Consider the following 17,642-nt stretch of genomic DNA (forward strand, 5'->3'; position numbering starts at 1 on the left):
CCTAGTCGGAGGCACCGACATTTTCGTCCGGGCCGCTGGCCAGTCCGCGGACCAGATCACGGAACTCCAGAAGGGTGATCGCACCGGCCGGTTCGACCTCCGCGGTCTCGACGCGCCGTAGTCGTTCGGCGGCGAGCCGTTCACCCAGTGTGGCGTCGAGGGGCAGGAAGGTCATGGTCTGCCGGGTGACGTCGTCGAGCTCGCCGAACCCGGGGTGGTAGACGGCGACGTCGACCACGTGCTCGTCGTCGTCCACCTGCGCGACGACCCGGACATCGGCCAGCGCGATTCGCCGCTCGCCGAGGTTCACCGTGACCTCGGTCGGATCGGGCACCGGCGGGACCGAATCGTGGTACTCCCAGATCGCGTCGTCCGGCGGCGCGGCGGCCCGCCACGCGTCGGTGAACGGCCGGACTTCCGGATCTTCCTGACCGGTCACGACCAGGGCGTAGATGGCCTGACGGCCACGTTCGAGCGAGAAGTGCAGCCGCGGGTGCAGCGCCTCGACCAGCTGGCAGAGCTCGTGCTCCACCCGGTGCAGCTCGCCCTCACCGAGAGCCGCGCTGACCAGCGGGAGCAGCTCGAACCACCCCTGCCAAAACGCCTCCGCGGCGGCCGTCGGGTCCTCCGGCACGTGCTGCTCGGGCCACGCGGTGCGGGGGTCAGGCGGATCAGCGGCGGTGTTCTTGCGGCGAAACAGGCGCATGGGTGCGGACGGTCCTCGTTCGGTCGGCTACCTCGACACGCTACTGGCCGCGTCGAGCGGACGTCGGCGAGTTGCCGGATTCCGTCACCAGCCTTCCGGCGGCTCCACGAACGCTTTGCCGAGATCGCGTGTCAGCGCGAGGGCCCGTCGCATCCATTCCGGCGTCGCGCCGGCGAGACCGCAGGCAGGGGTCGGCACGGCGCGTTCCGCGAGAACGCTGCGGTTGAAGCCGAGCCGGTCAGCCAACCGGAAGGCGGGCTCGCCGACGTCCTTGAGGCTCAGCGGCGACGCGGGTGCCGAGGTGGGGACCGCGCCCAGGAACAACGTCGCCCCGCCGTCCCACACCTCCCCGATCTCGTCCAGGAAGTCAGCCGACGCACCATCGAGCGCGGCGAGGTCGAAGGCCAGTGCGTCCGCGCCGGCTTCGCGCAGCAGGCCGAGCGGCGGTTTCCCGGCGCAACAATGCAGGATCACCGGCCGGTCCGTGATCCGCCGGGCGCCCTCGATCACGGTGGCGAGCAGGTCGCGGGCCTCGGGCTCCGGCACCGCCGCGACGTTCCCGTAGCCGGATGGCGTCGACAGGCCGCCGGCGAGCACCGCGGGCAACGACGGCTCGTCGAATTGGACGACCACCGGCGCCCCGGTCCTGGCCTGCACCTCCGCGACATGGCCTGCGAGCCCGTCCAGCAAGGACGAGGTGAAATCCCTCAGGGCGCCGCGATCGGTGAGCACCCGGTGGCCCCTCGGCAGCTCGATCCCGGCACCGAGCGTCCACGGCCCGGCGAGCTGGACCTTGAAGACCGGCGGCGTGGCTCCGGCCTTCTCACGCGCTTCCTGCACGGCGTCGAGATCCCAGCGGAGCAGATCGGTTGCCCGGCGATGCTCGTGGCCAGGCCGGGCTGCGACGCGATACCCGCTCGGGACGACTTCGACGGCCAGGTCGACCAGCAGCGCGGCAGTCCGGCCGAGCATGTCCGCCCCGACACCGCGGGCCGGCAGCTCGGGGAGGTGCGGGAAGTCGGGCAGCTCGCCGAACACGACCGCAGCCGCCTCCGCGGGATCGGTGCCAGGCATCGAACCGATCGCCGTCGCGGCGCCAATGGGCCAAAGTCGCTCAGTCACGGCCACTGATTCTGGTCGACCACCCCCCGACGACGCCGACCGGGCTGCCTCGCCGACCGGCGCCGATGCGGACATACGACGCATTTCCGTTTACCGCCGCCACAAGCGGGTCCGCGCGGATAGGCTGACCGGCCATGACGAGTTCGCCACCGCAGCCGGGCTGGTATCCCGACGCGCGGGACCCCCGTCTGCACCGATGGTGGGACGGCCAAGCCTGGACCGCCAACACCCGACCGGCCCACCAGGCGCCGCCACCGAGCGACTCGACGCCGATCGAGCTGGACATCGAACGCGGCCACGACCCCGCTCGAATCCAGGACCAGGTCGCCCGTGCGACGCGCAGCCGGGGTGCGGCGCGCAACGGCGGCGGAACCCTGTTCACCGAACCGGTGCTGGTGGTCAACCAACGCGCCAAGCTGATCGAGATGGCGAACGAGTTCGGCGTCTTCGACCAGCACGGCAATCGGCTCGGCGGGGTCGTCGAGGTCGGCCAGAGCACGCTCAAGAAGGCGATCCGGCTCCTGACCAAGTACGACCAGTTCCTCACCCACAAGTTCGAGGTCCGCGACGCCAACCACAGCACCGTGCTGAAAGTGACCCGGCCCGCGAAGGTGTTCAAGTCGCGGTTCCTGGTCACCCGGGCCGACGAGACCCCGATCGGCGAAATCGTGCAGGAGAACGTCTTCGGGAAGATCCGGTTCGGCTTCATCGTGGACGGCCGTTCGGTCGGCGGGATCTTCGCCGAAAATTGGCGAGCCTGGAACTTCTCGATCCGCGACCACGCCGGCACCGAGGTCGCCCGGGTGACCAAGACGTGGGGCGGATTCATCAAGGCCGCCTTCACGACGGCTGACAACTACGTCGTGGAGATCCCCCACCCCCTGCCGGATCCGCTCGCCAGCATGGTCGTCGCCGCGGCCCTCACGATCGACACCGCGCTGAAGCAGGACACCGACTGATCGAGTGACCGGTGTCTCATCTTCTCCAGGTGGACAGCGGGCCCGGCACGGCTCAGGGTGAAGAAGAGGCCGGGACGCCGCAGTCTCGCCGGGACGGAGGTCACCGTGGAACCGTTGCCGGAAAACAGCGACAGGAGCTGGACCGAGCCCGGGATCTACGAGGTCTCGGCCGGTGTCTACCGGATCCCCTTGCCGCTACCGAACGACGGTCTGCGCGCGGTCAACGTCTACGCGGTCACCGACGGCGAGAAGCTGGTCCTGGTCGACTCGGGTTGGGCGCTGACCGTAGCCCGGCAACAGCTTGCGGACGCCCTCGGCGGCATCGGCGCGGAACTCGCTGACGTAAGCGAATTCCTGGTCACCCACGTGCACCGGGACCACTACTCCCAGGCCGTGGTCCTCCGTCGCGAATTCGGCTCGAAGATCGCCCTGGGCCAGGACGAGGAACCATCGCTCAAGGCATCGGGCAATCCCGACCGGCTGCCGATGGAGGCCCAGGTCGACCTCTTGTTCCAGGCCGGCGCCGGCGAAGTCGTCGAAGCGCTCGCCCAGGAGTTCGGCACGAACCGACGTCACACGGAGGCCGACCTCTGGGAAGCACCCGACGAATGGCTGACACCGGGCCGGCGGCCGATCCTGCCTGGACGCGAGTTCGACGTCGTCGCCACTCCCGGACACACCGCCGGACACGTGGTCTTCGTCGACGACAGCGCCGAACTTTTGTTCTCCGGTGACCACGTGCTGCCGCACATCACGCCCTCGATCGGGTTCCAGCCCGTGCCCGCCGAGTTGCCGCTCAACGACTTCATCGACTCCCTCCGCCTGGTGCGCGCGATGCCGGACCGCCGCCTGCTTCCCGCGCACGGCCCTGTGTCCGACAGCGTGCACACACGCATCGACGAACTGCTGGAACATCATCGGCAGCGCCTTGAAACGATGGGATCGCAGATCGCGGCCGGCGCAACCACCGCCAACGAAGCGGCGCACCGGGTCGGCTGGACCCGACGGAACCGCAAGCTGTCCGAAATGGACGCGTTCAACCAGATGCTCGCCGTGCTGGAAACAGCGGCCCACCTTGATCTTCTGGTATCGCAAGGAAAATTGAACGCTCAGACGGTCGACGGCGTTCGGCACTACACGATGGCTTGATGATCGCGTAGGCAGCACCGGGAGTAGCCACCTCGTAACACGGACAGTCGTCGCCCAGCGTCCTGCATACTGGGTGAAATGGATGTCATCAGACGCGCCCGTACTACGGACGTCGAGGCACTGATGCGCCTGTTCGGCGCACCAGGCGAGCCGTTGGCAGGCACACTCCGTGAACTCATGAACACCCCTCATGTCACGCTGGTCGTCGCCGAAGACGACCACGGTGTCGTCGGAACCGCACAACTGACGGTGCTTCGAGGACTCTCGTGGAGCGGCGCGCCCCGCGGCCTGCTCGAGGGCATCCGCGCCGCCCGGCGGGGCGTGACGAGCGCACTTCTGAGCTGGGGTATCGACGAGGCCCGCCGACGAGGCTGCACGCGCCTCCACCTGGATTCCGGCCTCACGCGTGGGGACCTGAAGGAGTTCTACGCACGATTCGGTTTCGAGCACAGCTATGAAGGGTTCACTCGCGCGCTGTGATACTGACGCCGTGACCGAATATGTGATCCGCAGTGCGCGACGCGAGGACATCGGTGCCATCGTGCGCATGCTTGCCGACGACCAACTGGGTGCCACCCGAGACGATCCCGACAACCTCGATCCCTATCTGCGCGCCTTCGACGAAATCGTCAAAGATCCCAATCAGCTGCTGGTCGTCGTCACGTCCGACGACGTGCCGGTCGGAACACTGCAGCTGACGGTCATTCCCGGCCTGGCACGGCGAGGCGCGCTTCGCGGCCAGGTCGAGGCCGTGCGGATCCACGCCGACCACCGCGGGTCCGGGCTCGGCGCCGACCTCATGCAGTGGGCGATCGCCGAGTCGCGGAGGCGGGGGTGCGCGCTCGTTCAGCTCACGTCCGACACTTCCAGGACGGACGCGCATCGCTTCTACGAGCGCCTCGGTTTCACACCGAGCCACACAGGCTTCAAGCTCAAGCTCTGACCAGCACCACCTACGCCCTTCATCCCGCTGCATTCTGTCCACTTCGGACAATCAGAGTCACCTCCCCCATGACCGGACACGGACGTCCGCGCACGCGAACCATTCCGAATCAATTGCATTACGTCAAGCCGCGAAGGGCACGAACGGACCGTTCGCGCCCTTTCGCCACCCTTTCCCGCGAATCTCGATGACTTTTCTTGCAGGCCGTCGTACGGTCGGACGCATGGCACCTTCACAACCAGTACGCAAGCTCGTCCCGGAAACCGGCTCCACGAGCAGCGACGACAGACTCCCCATGATGCTGCGATCGGTCCGGTGCGACCCGGAATCGTTGCAGCGTATGAAAGACGACCAAGTCGTCGACCTCATCCGTGACACCGACGCAGAGATCTCCAAGCTGCAAGCTGTTCAGCTGAGAGCGATCGCGAATCTGAGCGTGCGGCGGAGACAGGCGCCCAGCGCGGCTTCCGAAGTAGCACTTGCTCTTTCCATAACGGAACATCGCGCCAGGGCCATCGTTTCGGCGGCGAGCGCACTGATCGTCCGCCTCCCCCGCATGCTGAACCTCATGGACGACGGCAGACTCGACCTCTACCGTGCCATGAAGGTCACCGACGCGACGGCATGGCTGTCCCATGAACACGTAGGCGCTGTCGATGCGACGCTCGAGGACCGGATCGAGGGAAGGAACGCCACTCAGGTCCGCCGGGCGGCGACCTACGCAGCAGCACATGCCGATCCGGAAGGTGCGGCGCTCCGCACCGAGCAGAAGCTGGTCGAACGGCGATTCGTGCTGCACCACCAAGACACCGGCGTGACCCACCTTTCGGTCAACAACGCGCCGACCGAGAAGGCGACAGCCGCCTACGCTCGTATCGATAAGGCAGCTCGAGCGCTGAAGACTCCGGAAGAGGCGCGCAGCCTCGATCAGCTCCGCGCGGACGTGGCCATGGATCTGCTACTCAGCGGCACAGGTGGCCCGAGCGAGCGCACCGAGGTCTTTGTGCACATCGACCTGGACACCTACCTCGGCCTCAGCGAAACACCCGCGGCTTTGGCCGGCCGCGGACCTATCGCCGCCGCGCTGGCCCGCCACATCATCGGCGGCCCCGACACGGCACTGCGACGAGTCCTCACCGACCCGCGAACCGGTCAAGCTCTCGAACTTTCTCCGACGCGTTATCCGCTGCACCGGGACGAGTTCATCCGAGTTCGGGACCAGGAATGCCGGCAACCCGGATGCACGCGTCCCGCACAGAGTTGCGGGGTCGAAGCCACGCGTGCCGAGGGCGGAGCCGAAGGAACGGCGGATCAGCCCGTCACCTATTGCTCACGGCACCGCAGCCTGAAGCGGCAGCCGGGCTGGGACTACGAAGTCACCTCGGACGGCACCGTAAACGTCGCGACACCGGCAGGGCAGGTGCATTCGACTACGCCACCGTCGATCCAGCCAGACCGGCGACGCGGCAAACTCAGCTGGAAGAAGGCGCGGAAGGGCTAGCTGGTCAGCGCGTGCCTGAAATCTTCGCGCTGCCCAGAACGACGTCCCCGGCTTCGGCGTCCGGCCGGTAGAGAACGACAACCTGGCCAGGAGCGACTCCACGCAGCGGCTCGCGCAGGTGCACCGTCATGGTGTCGGAGTCGACGTCGGCGACCGCGTCCACGATTCCTCCGTGCGCCCTGACCTGGACCACGCACTCAGTCGGTTCGGTCAGTGGCCTGCCGCTGGGCCAGATCGCCCGATAAGCCTCGATGACCTTGACGCCGAGTTCGGCCGCAGGGCCGACCTTGACCGAGCCGGACACCGGCTCGAGCGACAAGACGTACCGCGGCCGACCGTCCGGCGCCGGAGCATCGATTCCCAAGCCCTTGCGCTGGCCGACGGTGAATCCGTGCACTCCGGTGTGCCGGCCGAGGACCGCCCCTGTCTCCGCGTCGACAAGCTCGCCGGGACGCTGACCCAGGCGGTTCTCCAGGAACTTCTTCGTGTCGCCGTCCGGGATGAAGCAGATGTCGTGGCTGTCGGGCTTGTTGGCAACGGACAGGCCGCGCTGCTCCGCCTCGGCGCGGACATCGGACTTCCAGGAGTCGCCAAGGGGGAACATGGCGTGGCTGAGCTGCTCAACGGTAAGGGAGGCGAGAACGTAGGACTGGTCCTTGCCGCTGTCCGCGCTACGGCGCAACTCAGGCGCGCCGTCGACGACCGACAACCGCGCGTAGTGGCCGGTAGCGACCGCGTCGAACCCGAGCGCCATCGCCTTCTCGAGAAGGGCTTCGAACTTGATCTTCTCGTTGCAGGTCACGCACGGGTTAGGAGTGCGCCCAGCGGCGTATTCACCGACGAATGTCTCGACGACCTCTTCGGTGAAGCGCTCGGCGAAATCCCAGATGTAGAAGGGGATGCCGAGAATATCCGCGGCTCGCCGGGCATCGTGCGAATCTTCGATCGTGCAGCACCCGCGCGAGCCGGTCCGCAACGTTCCCGGTTTGGCCGACAGCGCCAGGTGCACGCCGACGACGTCGTGCCCGGCGTCCACCGCGCGTGCCGCGGCGACCGCCGAGTCCACTCCTCCGCTCATCGCGGCCAAAACCCGCATTGCCCTACACCTCTTGCTTCTGGGTCTGCTTGCGCATTCCGGCGAGGCCGGCCTGCCTTGCACGCAGGACGACTCCACCGATCTCGACAGCCACTGCCTCGACATCCGCAGCAGTGGACGTGTGGCCAAGGGAAAAACGGAGAGAACCACGGGCCGCGGCCGGATCTGCGCCCATGGCGAGCAGCACGTGGCTCGGCTGGGCGACGCCTGCGGTGCACGCCGACCCTGTCGAACATTCAATGCCCTTGGCGTCGAGCAGCATCAGCAGGCTGTCACCGGCGCATCCCGGAAATGTGAAGTGGGCGTGGCTGGGCAGCCTGTCGCCGTCTCCACCGTTGAGGACGACGTTGGGTACTTCGCGCTTGACGGCCTCGACGAGCTCGTCTCGCAAACCCTCGACGCGCTTGGCGTAGTCGGCTCGGGTGGAGACGCTGATACGAACTGCTGCGGCGAAGCCCACGATCGCCGGAACGTCCAAGGTGCCGGAACGGACATTGCGTTCCTGGCCGCCGCCGTGCAGGAGAGGCACGCAGGTGACATCTCGTCCGAGCAGGAGTGCTCCCACACCGAGCGGGCCACCGAGCTTGTGCCCGGTCAGGGTCAGCGCCGCCGCACCGCTGGCGGCGAAATCGACCGGAACGGCGCCGACAGCCTGAACCGCGTCGGTGTGGAGCGGGATTTCGAACTCGGCGCACACTGCCGCCAGGTCAGCGATCGGGTTGATCGTGCCGACCTCGTTGTTGGCCCACATCACGGTGGCCAGCGCCACGGCTTCGGGATCCGCGGCGATGGCGGCTCGGAGGACGTCAGGCGATACGCGTCCCTGGCTGTCCACGTCGAGCAAGACGACTTCGGCGTTGCAGTAGGTTTCGAGCCATTCGACGGTGTCGAGCACGGCGTGGTGCTCCGCAGCGCCGCACAAGATACGACGTCGCTGCTCTCGCTCCTCGCGACGAGCCCAGTAGATACCCTTGATCGCGAGGTTGTCGCTCTCCGTACCGCCGCCAGTGAAGATCACTTCGGAGGGGCGAGCGCCCAGCGCGTCGGCGATGGTCTCGCGGGCTTCTTCGACCATCCGCCGAGCTCGGCGGCCCGAAGAATGCAGCGCGGAGGCGTTGCCCACGGTGGACAGCGCCTCGGTCATCGCCGCTATGGCTTCGGGCAACATCGGAGTGGTCGCCGCGTGGTCGAGATAGGTCATCGCTCTACCAGGGTAGTCTGCTCCAGCGCGTGACCAAGCCCACCCTGGTCCTCGAAGTGGGCTGTCACACCTTCGACGGCCACCGTCCGGTCAGCCGGACGCCCAGCAGCGCGAGTGCGACCAAGGCCACGGTGAGCAGGGCCATCGCCGGCGACGGGGCGAAGACTGAGCCGACCACACCGAGTAGGACGCCGCCCAGGCCGATCAGCAGGGCGGAGCCCACCCAGTCCGCGAGCTGCATCGCTGAGGTGTTGAACCCGCGTTCACCTTCGGGTGAGTAGCGCAGAAGGAGAACGGAGATCGCGGGCATCGCGATCCCCATGCCGGCGCCGCCGACCGCGCAGGCCACGAACGCGAGCCAGCCGGGGCACCAGGGTTGTGAGACCAGACCGAAGCCGACGAGCCCTGCTGCGACCAGCCAAAACCCCGTGCGCAGTGAGGCCTCTCTCGACCAGCTGAGGTAGCGGCCTTGGGCCGCCGAGGCTGCGGACCAGCCCAGAGCCGTGATGGTCAGGGGCAGGCCGGCGAGAGCCGGGCTGTAGCCGTGGACCGCGCTCATCGTCAGCGGCAGGTAGGCCTCCATCCCGGCGTACGCGCCCGCGATCAGGGCGCGCGAGGCCACGACTGTCGGCAAGCCTGGGCGGGCGGTCAGCGTTCCGGCCGGCAGGAGAGTTCGGAGGGCGTAGGCCAAGGCCACGAGGCCCGCCGTGCCGTAGCCGAGGGCCAGGAGGGAGTGGTGCTGGGCCGCCCAGGTCAGCGCCGCGATGCCGAGGGCGGCGATGATCGCTTGGGGCACGCTCGCTCGGCGGCCACCGAGGGCGGGCGTGTGCGTGGGCAGCCGTCGGACGACTACGACCAGCATGGCCACTCCGACGACCACGAGGGGAACCAGGCCGAGGAAGACCCAGCGCCAGCCGATGCTGACCGTCACCAGGCCGGCCACCGAGGGGCCGATGACCGCCGGCAGGACCCAGGCGGCCGCGTTGGCCGCGTAGATGACCGGGCGTTCGTGGTCGGTGAACGTCAGCGCGATCAGGAGCGAGACCGAGACCAGGAGCAGCCCGGAGCCGAAGCCCTGCAGGGCGCGGCCCAGGAGGAAGACCGGCATACCGCTGGCCGCGCCCGCGACGACGAGGCCGGTCGCGAACATCGCCGGGCCGGCGAGCAACGCTGGTGCGGGGCCGCGGCGGTCGCCGATGCGTCCCGAGAGCACCGTGGCGACCACGCTGGAAATCAGGAAGATCGTGAACGGCCACGAGTACAGCGCCAAGCCGTCGAGGTCGGTGACCAACGTCGGCATCGCCGTCGCCACGCCCATGTTCTCGAAAGCGACCAACGTGACCACGAGCAGCAGGGCGATCGTGGTCAGCCGGTGTTCCGCGCTCCAAAGCACACTTCGGCGGCGGGGTGCGGAGTCGATCGTCGAGGCCATGATCAACAGCCTGCAACCTCCACCCCTCTGGAGGTCAAGCGATTTCAGGCCGTGCGGTGGGCCACCGGCTCCAGGGGCAGGTCGCGGGCCAGGGCGGCGGCCTCGCCGCGGGAGGTCACGTTCAGCTTGTCGAGGATGTTGCGGACGTGGAACTTGACCGTGTGCTCGCTGAGCTGCAGCTGACCGGCGATCTGGCGGTTGCGCAAGCCCTGCGAGATACCCGACAGGACTTCGAGCTCGCGCGGGTTGAGCCGGTCCAGCGGGCGCAGCTCCGGCGGTTCGGCCACGCCGAGCGGGAGGACCGCCGTGATCGTCGTGCCCCAGCCGGGCACCGCGTCGACCTCCCAGTGGCCGCCCAGGGCCGTGAGGCGGTCGGTCAGGCGACAGGCCGGGATCGCGTCCGCGACCTCCGGGCAGTCGTCACGGACCGTGATGCGGAGCACCGTTCCGTCCAGCCGCCAGGACGCTCGCAGGCGGGTGGTCGTCGGGCGGTCCAGCGCGGCGAGCACCAGGCCGCGGGTCAGGGTCCGGGCCGTGTGTGCGATGTCCTGCGGCAGGGACGCGTCGCCGATCGGGTCGGCGAGGTCGACGTCGACCTCCGTGTGGCGCACGAGGTCGGCCAGCTGCGTCTTCAGCACGGCGAACGCCACGTCCGCCGGTTCCGCGGACAGGACCTGGTCGCGGTCGACGACGCCTTTGAGCGCGAGCAGCGCGTCGGCCGCCAGGTCGGTCGCCGTGCGGCGGGCGGCGGTGTCGGAGAGGCGTCCGGAACGGAGGACTGCCAGGAACGTGGCCAAGGTCGCCGCTTGGGTCTGGCCGAGGTCGGTGATCACCTGGGCTCGTGCGGACGCCGCGGCGAGGCTGCTGGCCAGGACGTCCGGGCCCGGGTCCGTCGCGCGCTGGGCCGCGTCCGTGCTGACGATGTGCCACAGCTGCGCGGCCAACTCCAAATCGGCCGCGGGCAGCTCGCCGTCCTCCGGCACCACGGCGAGCACCGCGCCCTTGCCGATGGCCGGGGTCGACGCGAGCAGGACGATGCGGCGTTCGACGCCGCCGAGGTCGCCCTCGATGATCAGGGCCTTGCCCGGCTCGCTGCGGTCGACCAGGCGTTGCAGCTCGACACTCGTCACGGCCCCCGTGATCGTCTCGTCGCCGATGACCTTGAGAGGGCTGCGGGGACAGTCGCCCGTCTGCATCGCGGCGGCGCGGTGCGGGACCAGCCTGCCCAGCTCCGTCGAAAACCGGCCGAGGAACTGGGGCCGAGGGGCCGACAGCAGCCGGTCGACGACGTCGAGCACGTGCCGCGGGTCCGACCAGGAAGCGTCCATGGCGTCCAAGGTAGGCGCGTGCGCCGCCGGGCGGGCTGCTCGTCCGGCTAGTGAACACTGCTCGTCCGAGTGGTTCGGTGGGACAGGCAAGGCGAGTTGACTTCGTGAAGAGAAACTCACGAACCGAGGAGTGCCGAACACCATGCGAGCGATCACCTTCTCCGCTTACGGCGGGCCGGAAGTCCTGCAGCTGTCCGAGGTGCCGGTGCCGGAGCCCGGTCCGGGGCAGGTGCGGCTGGCCATCCGGGCCGCCGGCGTCAACCCGATCGACTGGAAGATCCGCAACGGCTTCATGCAGCAGAACTTCCAGGTCGCCTTCCCGCACACGCCCGGCCTCGAGGTCGCCGGGGTCGTCGACGCCGTCGGTGAAGGCGCGGACTTCGCCGTCGGCGACGAGGTGTTCGGCTGGTCCGAGACCGGCGCTTACGCCGAGTACGCGCTGGCCAAGGCGCTCGCGCCGAAACCCGCGAGCCTTTCCTGGGCGGACGCCGCGGCGTTGCCGGTCGCCGGAGAGACCGCGCTTCGCGTGCTCGGGCTGCTGGGCGTCCGCGAGGGCGAGACGCTGCTGCTGCACGGCGCCAGCGGGACGGTCGGGCGGTTCGCCGCCCAGGTCGCCGTCGCGCAGGGCGTGACCGTCATCGGGACGGGTGGGAGCCGGAGCCTCGACGACCTGAAGTCGCTGGGCGTCGTTCCCGTGCGCTACGGCGACGGCTGGGAGGAGCGCGTCCGCGAAGCCGCCTCCGGGCCGGTGGACGCCGTGTTCGACGCCGCCGGGCACGGGGTGCTGCCCGGGTCCGTCGAGCTTCGGGGCACGAAGGACCGGGTCGTCACCATCGCCGACGCGGCCGCGTTCGAGCTGGGGATCCCGTTCTCCAGCGGGGGCGAGCAGAGCCGCGAGGTCCTGACCGGGATTGCCGGCTGGGTGACCGACCGCGGAGTCGGGCTGACGCACGGGAAGAGCTACCCGCTCGCCGAAGCGGCCGCCGCGCAGACCGAAAGCGAGGGCGGGCACCCCGGCGGAAAGCTCACGATCACCGTCGGGTGAGGCCGGTCAACCCGGGCCTGTCGCCGGATCGCGGCGACAGGGCCCGGATCACTTCGCGGGAGGCGAAGCCAGGGGCGCCGGCTGTCGGCGCGAGGTGCGGCGGCGCTGCTGGGCCGGAATCTGGACCGTGCCCAGTGCGGAATGGACGGCGGCCTCGGCGAGGGCCGCCAGCTCGCGGCGGTTCTCCGCGCGGCCGGGGGCGATCTCCGGGCAGATGTGGACCTCCAGGACCAGGCCGCGCAGCGCGGCGACCCGGCGGAGTGAGGCGATCAGCGACTCCGGGCCGATGAACGCCGGGCGGCTGGTCTCGCGGCCGTCGGCGAGGCGGTAGCGCAGCGCGATCGGGCGCACCGGGACACCGCCGTCGATGGCCGCCTGGAACGTCGCCGTCGTGAAGCGGCCCGACGCCAGGCCGCACCACGTCGTGCCCTCCGGGGTGACGCTCACCAGCGAACCCGTCCGCAACGCGTCGGCCAGCGACGCCATCGTGGCGGGCAGCGTCCTCAGCTGCTCGCGGTCGAGGAAGATGCTGCCGCCGCGGCGGACCAGGCCGCCCAGTACCGGCCAGCCCGCGATTTCTTTCTTGGCCAGCGCGCGCATCGGACGCAGCGCGTTGATCGCGACGATGTCCAGCCACGAGATGTGGTTGTTGACGACCAGCGCGCCACGGCCGGCGGGCGCGGTCAGGAAATCGGCGCCGCCCCGGACGTCCAGGCGGACGCCGAACGCCCGCAGCACCCCGCGGAAGATCAACCGGAGCCGGCGTTCGCGGCCCCACGGCACCAGCAGCAGCGGCGCGGACAGCAGCGCCGCGAGAACGGCCGTGATCGCCGCCGCGAAGCGCAGGATCCGGCGCGGCAGGGCGACCACCGCGTCGGCGTCGGTCAGGCAGCCGTCACCGCAGGGCGACGTCGGCATCCAGGCGTGGCTCATGCCGAAGCCCCGAGGAAGAACTTCAGGTACCGCTCGTCGACGTTGTGCAGGTCCAGCACGACGAAGAAGTCCGCGACGCCGAAGTCGGCGTCCAGCGCGGGCGGGCCGTGGACCTTGGCGCCGAGCCGGACGTAGCCCTTGATCAGCGGCGGCAGCGTCGCGCGCGCCGGGCGTTCGATCTCCGACGCGTCCCACGGGATCAGCGGCGAGACGCGGGTGGCCTCGTCCGAGTAGTGCTTGGTGCGCAGGAGGTCCCACACGCCGGCGGCGAAGGAACCGCCGTCGACCAGCGGGACGGACGCGCAGCCGGCGAGGTAGCGGTGGCCGGAAAGCAGCATGTAGCGGGCGATCCCGGCCCAGACCAGGCTGACGACGGCGCCGCTGCGGTGGTCGGGGTGCACGCAGGACCGGCCGGTTTCGACCAGGTGCGGCCGGATTCCGTCGAGCGCGCTCAGGTCGAATTCGCTGTCGGCGTAGAGCTTCCCGGCCTGCGTGGCGCGCTCGGGCGGCAGCATCCGGTAGCAGCCGACGATCTCGCCGGTGTTGTCGTCGCGCACCACGAGGTGGTCGCAGAACTCGTCGAACTCGTCCACGTCGAGACCGGGCCGGAGCGTGTGCAGGCGCGCCCCCATTTCCTCGGCGAAAACGCGGTGCCGCAGCCGTTGCGCGGCGACCACTTCGTCGTTCGCGTGGGCGACGAGGAGGGAGTACCGGGGAGCGTCCGCGGGGAGCTCTGCACCCGCCTGATCAGTGCTGACGAGGAGCTGTGACGTCGTCATGGTCAAGGTGTACCCGCGAGTTGGAAACCGCGGAGAGTGCCATCCGATGGCCGGTCAGTGCACGTTCAGTTAATTGCGGGTTCTCAGGCTTCTCTCAGGTCCCGAAACCGCGAAAAGGGCCTCCCGGACGTCCCGGGAGGCCCTTTTCGCGGACTGGATCAGCCCTTGCGCTTCTCGACCGCTTCGGTCAGCTGCGGCGCGACGTTGAACAGGTCGCCAACGATGCCGAAGTCGGCGATCTCGAAGATCGGCGCCTCCGGGTCCTTGTTGACGGCGATGATCGTCTTCGACGTCTGCATGCCGGCGCGGTGCTGGATCGCGCCGGAGATGCCGAGCGCGATGTACAGCTGCGGCGACACGGTCTTGCCGGTCTGGCCCACCTGGAACTGCGCCGGGTAGTAGCCGGAGTCGACAGCGGCACGCGAAGCGCCGACAGCCGCGCCGAGCGAGTCGGCCAGCTTCTCGACGACGTCGAACTTCTCCGCCGAGCCGACGCCACGACCACCGGAGACCACGATCGAGGCCTCGGTCAGCTCCGGACGGTCACCGCCGGTCACCGGCTCGACGCCGGTGATCTTGGTGGCCTTGGCGGCGTCGACCGCGGGGATCTCGACGGTCTCCTCGGCCGCCGCGCCCTCGGCCGGCTCGGCCTCGACCGCGCCCGGCCGGATGGACACGACCGGCGAGCCCTTCGCAGACTTGGACTTCACCGAGAACGCGCCACCGAAGATGGACTGGTCGATGACGCCGTCGCCGTTGACGCCCACCGCGTCGTAGATCAGCCCGGAGCCCAGGCGCACGGCCAGGCGGGCGGCGACCTCCTTGCCCTCACCGCTGGCGGTGACGAGCACGGCGGCCGGGGACGCCTGCTGCGCGAGCGCGGCGAGCACGTCCACCTTCGGCGTGACCAGGTAGTTCGCGGCGTCGTCGCCTTCCGCGACATACACCTTGGCGGCGCCGTGCGCGGCGAGCGCTTCCTTCGCCTTGGCGGCGGTCCCGGTCGGGCCGACGACGACGGCCGACGGCTCACCGAGCGCGCGGGCGGCGGTCAGCAGCTCGAGCGTGACCTTCTTGACCTCACCGTCGACGTGGTCGACGAGGACGAGTACTTCAGCCATGTTCTTGATTCCTCCTCGAAGAGCCGTTGTCAGATGAGCTTCTGGCCGACCAGGTACTCGGCGACCTTGGTGCCGCCGTCGCCCTCGTCTTCGGCCTTCTCACCGGCGGTGCGCGGCGGCTTCGGCGAGGACTCGGTCACGGTGGACCACGCGTTGCCGAGGCCGACCTCACCCGCGTCGACGCCCAGGTCGGCGATGGTGAACGTCTCGACCGGCTTCTTCTTCGCGGCCATGATGCCCTTGAAGGACGGGTAGCGCGGCTCGTTGATCTTCTCGCCGACGCTCACCACCGCGGGCAGGGTCGCCTCGAGGCGGGTCAGGCCGTCCTCGGTCTCGCGGACGGCCTTGATGGTCGTGCCGTCGACGGTGACCTCACGCGCGTAGGTGACCTGCGGCAGGCCGAGCAGCTCGGCGAGGATCGCGGGGATGGCGCCGCCGCGGCCGTCGGAGGACTCGTTGCCGGCGATGATCAGGTCGTAGCCTTCGACCTTCGCGATCGCGGCGGCGAGCACCTTGGCGGTGGCGATCGCGTCGGAGCCGTGCAGCGCCTCGTCCGAGACGTGGATGGCCTTGTCGGCGCCCATGGACAGCGCCTTGCGGATGGCGTCGGTCGCGCGGTCCGGGCCCACCGAGATCACGGTGACTTCGCCCTCGCCCGCTTCCTTGATCTTCAGCGCCTCTTCGACGGCCTTCTCGTTGATCTCGTCGAGCACGGCGTCGGCGGATTCACGGTCAAGGGTGTGGTCGGTCCCGTTGAGCTTCCGCTCCGAGTAGGTGTCCGGTACCTGCTTGACCAGGACAACGATGTTCGTCATGGGTCTGCTTCGACCTCCCGGTTGTGCCCCGCGGACGACCACGGGTCAGTGCTCTACTGGCCGGTAGATTAGGGCCATTCCGAGCTGAGTACCCGCCGAGGTGACGCCATTCACCTGGATGCGCAATCTAGTGGGACCATCGTCCCGGTAGTTGACCGGTTACCCCACTTGAACAGCCGTTCGTCCAATCGGACCAACCACGGCCTACTCGCAGTGGATGTCAGGCATTAACCTCCCCCACCATGCCCGCGCGCATCGCCGTCATCACCGACTCGAGCTCCTGCCTGCCCGACATCGTCGCCGCCCGCTGGGCGATCGGCGTCGTCCAGATCCAGCTGAACATGGGTGGTCACTTCGACGACGAAAACCGCTTCGACCGCGGCGACGTGATCGACGCGTTGAGATCGGGGCAGGTCCTCACCACTTCGCCCCCGGATCCGGGGGCGTTCTTCTGGACCTACCAGGAAGCGGCCGCCGCCGGCGCGACCGCCATCGTCAGCATCCACATCTCCGGCCGCATGTCCGACACCGTCCGCGCGGCCCGGGACGCCGCCCAGCAGGTCCGCATCCCGGTGCACGTCCTCGACAGCCGCACCACCGGGATGAGCCTGGGCTTCGCCGTGGTGGCGGCGGCACGGGCGGCCGCGGCGGGCGCGGACGCCGGGCGCGTCATCGACGCCGCCGAACGCCGGTGCACCACCAGCACCGAGTTCATCTACGTCGACACGCTGGAGTACCTCCGCCGGGGCGGCCGGATCGGCGCCGCGCAGGCGATGATCGGCACCGCGTTCTCGATCAAGCCGCTGCTCACGGTCAAGGACGGCGAGGTCGCGCCGCTGGCCAGGGTCCCCGGCACGCGGCGGGCACTGGCCAAGATGGTCGACCTCGCGGTGAAGAAGTCCGGCGGGTTCCGCGCCGACATCGCCGTGACCCGGTTCGGCGCGAGCGACCACGAGCTCGAGATCGGCAGGCAGATCGAACGCCGGGTGCCCGCGATGGCCGAAAGCATGGTCGTCGAGGCGAGCACGGTCATCGGCGCGCACCTCGGCCCGGGCGCGCTCGGCATCACGGTGTCGCCGGTGGGCTGACCCGCCGGCCCGGAACCAGCAGGACCACGAGCGGGACCACGACGCCGAGCCCGGTCGTCGCGATGATCAGCACCTGGTCGATCCGCTCGAAGTGCGACACGTGGCCGAGGTGGTAGAGGAAGTGCGGCAGGCCGAACAGCAGTCCCGCCAGACCGGCGAGGCGCCCGACGGCTGTGGTGCCGATCACGGCGGCGCCGATCAGCAGCGCCGCGAGGGTCAGGTTGAGGCCGCCGAAGTCGCGCAGGAGGTGCTCGTTGAAGGCACCGTCCATGGCGACCCAGCCGGTGCGAAACCCGGGAAAGTCCTGGTAAAAGCCCATGGGCGAGATCAATGGCCAAATTCCGACCACGGCCTCGACCAAGCCGAAGAAGACGAGCAGTACGCGGGTGGTTGTCCGTTGCATGACGACGGAACGAGACGGCCGGGC

At 69.3% G+C, this 17,642-nt stretch carries 18 protein-coding genes; 7 read left to right on the plus strand and 11 right to left on the minus strand.

The features are described 5' to 3' along the window. Position 1 precedes the first annotated feature (1 nt). Positions 2–706: a hypothetical protein gene (locus tag SD460_RS41660; protein WP_290051825.1), complete on the minus strand. Its 705-nt coding sequence runs from the start codon at positions 704–706 to the stop codon at positions 2–4. An 84-nt stretch (positions 707–790) separates the two neighbouring features. After that, positions 791–1,828: a uroporphyrinogen decarboxylase/cobalamine-independent methonine synthase family protein gene (locus SD460_RS41665; protein ID WP_290051868.1), complete on the minus strand. Its 1,038-nt coding sequence runs from the start codon at positions 1,826–1,828 to the stop codon at positions 791–793. A gap of 134 nt (positions 1,829–1,962) precedes the next feature. Between SD460_RS41665 and SD460_RS41670 the strand changes: the two genes are divergently transcribed. The 5 genes from SD460_RS41670 (at position 1,963) to SD460_RS41690 (ending at position 6,380) form a co-directional block, all read left to right on the plus strand. Beyond that, positions 1,963–2,787, plus strand: a complete 825-nt coding sequence (locus tag SD460_RS41670) for an LURP-one-related family protein (protein WP_290051826.1) — start codon at positions 1,963–1,965, stop codon at positions 2,785–2,787. Between the two features lie 105 nt (positions 2,788–2,892). Next, the gene (locus SD460_RS41675) at positions 2,893–3,936 is read left to right on the plus strand and encodes an MBL fold metallo-hydrolase (RefSeq protein ID WP_290051827.1); all 1,044 of its coding nucleotides are present in this window, start codon (positions 2,893–2,895) and stop codon (positions 3,934–3,936) included. A 78-nt stretch (positions 3,937–4,014) separates the two neighbouring features. Next, positions 4,015–4,416, plus strand: coding sequence for a GNAT family N-acetyltransferase (locus SD460_RS41680; protein ID WP_290051829.1), 402 nt, complete (start codon positions 4,015–4,017; stop codon positions 4,414–4,416). 10 nt (positions 4,417–4,426) lie between these two features. Further along, positions 4,427–4,879: a GNAT family N-acetyltransferase gene (locus SD460_RS41685; protein WP_290051831.1), complete on the plus strand. Its 453-nt coding sequence runs from the start codon at positions 4,427–4,429 to the stop codon at positions 4,877–4,879. 223 nt (positions 4,880–5,102) lie between these two features. After that, positions 5,103–6,380 (plus strand): DUF222 domain-containing protein, encoded by a 1,278-nt coding sequence (locus tag SD460_RS41690; RefSeq protein WP_290051833.1) that lies wholly within the window; start codon positions 5,103–5,105, stop codon positions 6,378–6,380. Between the two features lie 4 nt (positions 6,381–6,384). Here SD460_RS41690 and mnmA read toward each other — a convergent pair whose 3' ends face one another. From mnmA to SD460_RS41710, 4 genes are all read right to left on the minus strand, one after another. After that, positions 6,385–7,476, minus strand: a complete 1,092-nt coding sequence (mnmA, locus tag SD460_RS41695) for a tRNA 2-thiouridine(34) synthase MnmA (protein ID WP_290051835.1) — start codon at positions 7,474–7,476, stop codon at positions 6,385–6,387. Positions 7,477–7,480: 4 nt separating this feature from the next. After that, entirely contained in the window at positions 7,481–8,677 is a 1,197-nt protein-coding gene (locus tag SD460_RS41700; protein WP_290051837.1) for a cysteine desulfurase family protein, read from the minus strand. Between the two features lie 64 nt (positions 8,678–8,741). Further along, a complete protein-coding gene (locus tag SD460_RS41705) occupies positions 8,742–10,109 on the minus strand; it encodes an MFS transporter (protein WP_290051838.1) in 1,368 nt (455 codons plus the stop codon). Between the two features lie 44 nt (positions 10,110–10,153). Then, complete coding sequence (locus tag SD460_RS41710) at positions 10,154–11,437, minus strand: helix-turn-helix transcriptional regulator (protein WP_290051839.1); 1,284 nt, start codon at positions 11,435–11,437, stop codon at positions 10,154–10,156. Positions 11,438–11,579: 142 nt separating this feature from the next. Here SD460_RS41710 and SD460_RS41715 point away from each other — a divergent pair, with 142 nt between their 5' ends. Continuing rightward, on the plus strand, positions 11,580–12,482 hold the full coding sequence (locus SD460_RS41715; protein ID WP_290051840.1) for an NADP-dependent oxidoreductase: 903 nt from the start codon (positions 11,580–11,582) through the stop codon (positions 12,480–12,482). A 48-nt stretch (positions 12,483–12,530) separates the two neighbouring features. Here SD460_RS41715 and SD460_RS41720 read toward each other — a convergent pair whose 3' ends face one another. The 4 genes from SD460_RS41720 to SD460_RS41735 form a co-directional block, all read right to left on the minus strand. Beyond that, entirely contained in the window at positions 12,531–13,415 is an 885-nt protein-coding gene (locus SD460_RS41720) for a lysophospholipid acyltransferase family protein (RefSeq protein ID WP_290051841.1), read from the minus strand. Beyond that, entirely contained in the window at positions 13,412–14,194 is a 783-nt protein-coding gene (locus tag SD460_RS41725) for a GNAT family N-acetyltransferase (RefSeq protein WP_290051842.1), read from the minus strand. The genes SD460_RS41720 and SD460_RS41725 overlap by 4 nt, the downstream gene beginning before the upstream one ends. Before the next feature lie 158 nt (positions 14,195–14,352). Next, positions 14,353–15,312: an electron transfer flavoprotein subunit alpha/FixB family protein gene (locus tag SD460_RS41730; protein ID WP_318307591.1), complete on the minus strand. Its 960-nt coding sequence runs from the start codon at positions 15,310–15,312 to the stop codon at positions 14,353–14,355. Positions 15,313–15,341: 29 nt separating this feature from the next. Then, positions 15,342–16,127 (minus strand): electron transfer flavoprotein subunit beta/FixA family protein, encoded by a 786-nt coding sequence (locus SD460_RS41735; protein WP_290051845.1) that lies wholly within the window; start codon positions 16,125–16,127, stop codon positions 15,342–15,344. A gap of 242 nt (positions 16,128–16,369) precedes the next feature. Here SD460_RS41735 and SD460_RS41740 point away from each other — a divergent pair, with 242 nt between their 5' ends. Beyond that, positions 16,370–17,215 (plus strand): DegV family protein, encoded by an 846-nt coding sequence (locus SD460_RS41740; RefSeq protein WP_290051847.1) that lies wholly within the window; start codon positions 16,370–16,372, stop codon positions 17,213–17,215. Here the strand turns inward: SD460_RS41740 and SD460_RS41745 are convergent. After that, positions 17,193–17,618, minus strand: coding sequence for a hypothetical protein (locus SD460_RS41745; RefSeq protein WP_290051848.1), 426 nt, complete (start codon positions 17,616–17,618; stop codon positions 17,193–17,195). The two genes, SD460_RS41740 and SD460_RS41745, sit on opposite strands and share 23 nt — an antisense overlap. Between the last annotated feature and the right edge of the window lie 24 nt (positions 17,619–17,642).

Origin of the sequence: Amycolatopsis solani (genome assembly GCF_033441515.1) — a bacterium.
Taxonomy (GTDB): Bacteria; Actinomycetota; Actinomycetes; order Mycobacteriales; family Pseudonocardiaceae; genus Amycolatopsis; species Amycolatopsis solani.

What these genes read in the sequence shown, in the direction of transcription:
- SD460_RS41705 (WP_290051838.1), bottom strand. Translation starts at nt 10,109, where the DNA reads ATGGCCTCGACGATCGACTCCGCACCCCGCCGCCGAAGTGTGCTTTGG.
- SD460_RS41700 (WP_290051837.1), bottom strand. Translation starts at nt 8,677, where the DNA reads ATGACCTATCTCGACCACGCGGCGACCACTCCGATGTTGCCCGAAGCC.
- SD460_RS41715 (WP_290051840.1), top strand. Translation starts at nt 11,580, where the DNA reads ATGCGAGCGATCACCTTCTCCGCTTACGGCGGGCCGGAAGTCCTGCAG.
- SD460_RS41725 (WP_290051842.1), bottom strand. Translation starts at nt 14,194, where the DNA reads ATGACGACGTCACAGCTCCTCGTCAGCACTGATCAGGCGGGTGCAGAG.
- SD460_RS41735 (WP_290051845.1), bottom strand. Translation starts at nt 16,127, where the DNA reads ATGACGAACATCGTTGTCCTGGTCAAGCAGGTACCGGACACCTACTCG.
- SD460_RS41660 (WP_290051825.1), bottom strand. Translation starts at nt 706, where the DNA reads ATGCGCCTGTTTCGCCGCAAGAACACCGCCGCTGATCCGCCTGACCCC.
- SD460_RS41740 (WP_290051847.1), top strand. Translation starts at nt 16,370, where the DNA reads ATGCCCGCGCGCATCGCCGTCATCACCGACTCGAGCTCCTGCCTGCCC.
- mnmA (WP_290051835.1), bottom strand. Translation starts at nt 7,476, where the DNA reads ATGCGGGTTTTGGCCGCGATGAGCGGAGGAGTGGACTCGGCGGTCGCC.
- SD460_RS41730 (WP_318307591.1), bottom strand. Translation starts at nt 15,312, where the DNA reads ATGGCTGAAGTACTCGTCCTCGTCGACCACGTCGACGGTGAGGTCAAG.
- SD460_RS41670 (WP_290051826.1), top strand. Translation starts at nt 1,963, where the DNA reads ATGACGAGTTCGCCACCGCAGCCGGGCTGGTATCCCGACGCGCGGGAC.
- SD460_RS41720 (WP_290051841.1), bottom strand. Translation starts at nt 13,415, where the DNA reads ATGAGCCACGCCTGGATGCCGACGTCGCCCTGCGGTGACGGCTGCCTG.
- SD460_RS41710 (WP_290051839.1), bottom strand. Translation starts at nt 11,437, where the DNA reads ATGGACGCTTCCTGGTCGGACCCGCGGCACGTGCTCGACGTCGTCGAC.
- SD460_RS41745 (WP_290051848.1), bottom strand. Translation starts at nt 17,618, where the DNA reads ATGCAACGGACAACCACCCGCGTACTGCTCGTCTTCTTCGGCTTGGTC.
- SD460_RS41680 (WP_290051829.1), top strand. Translation starts at nt 4,015, where the DNA reads ATGGATGTCATCAGACGCGCCCGTACTACGGACGTCGAGGCACTGATG.
- SD460_RS41690 (WP_290051833.1), top strand. Translation starts at nt 5,103, where the DNA reads ATGGCACCTTCACAACCAGTACGCAAGCTCGTCCCGGAAACCGGCTCC.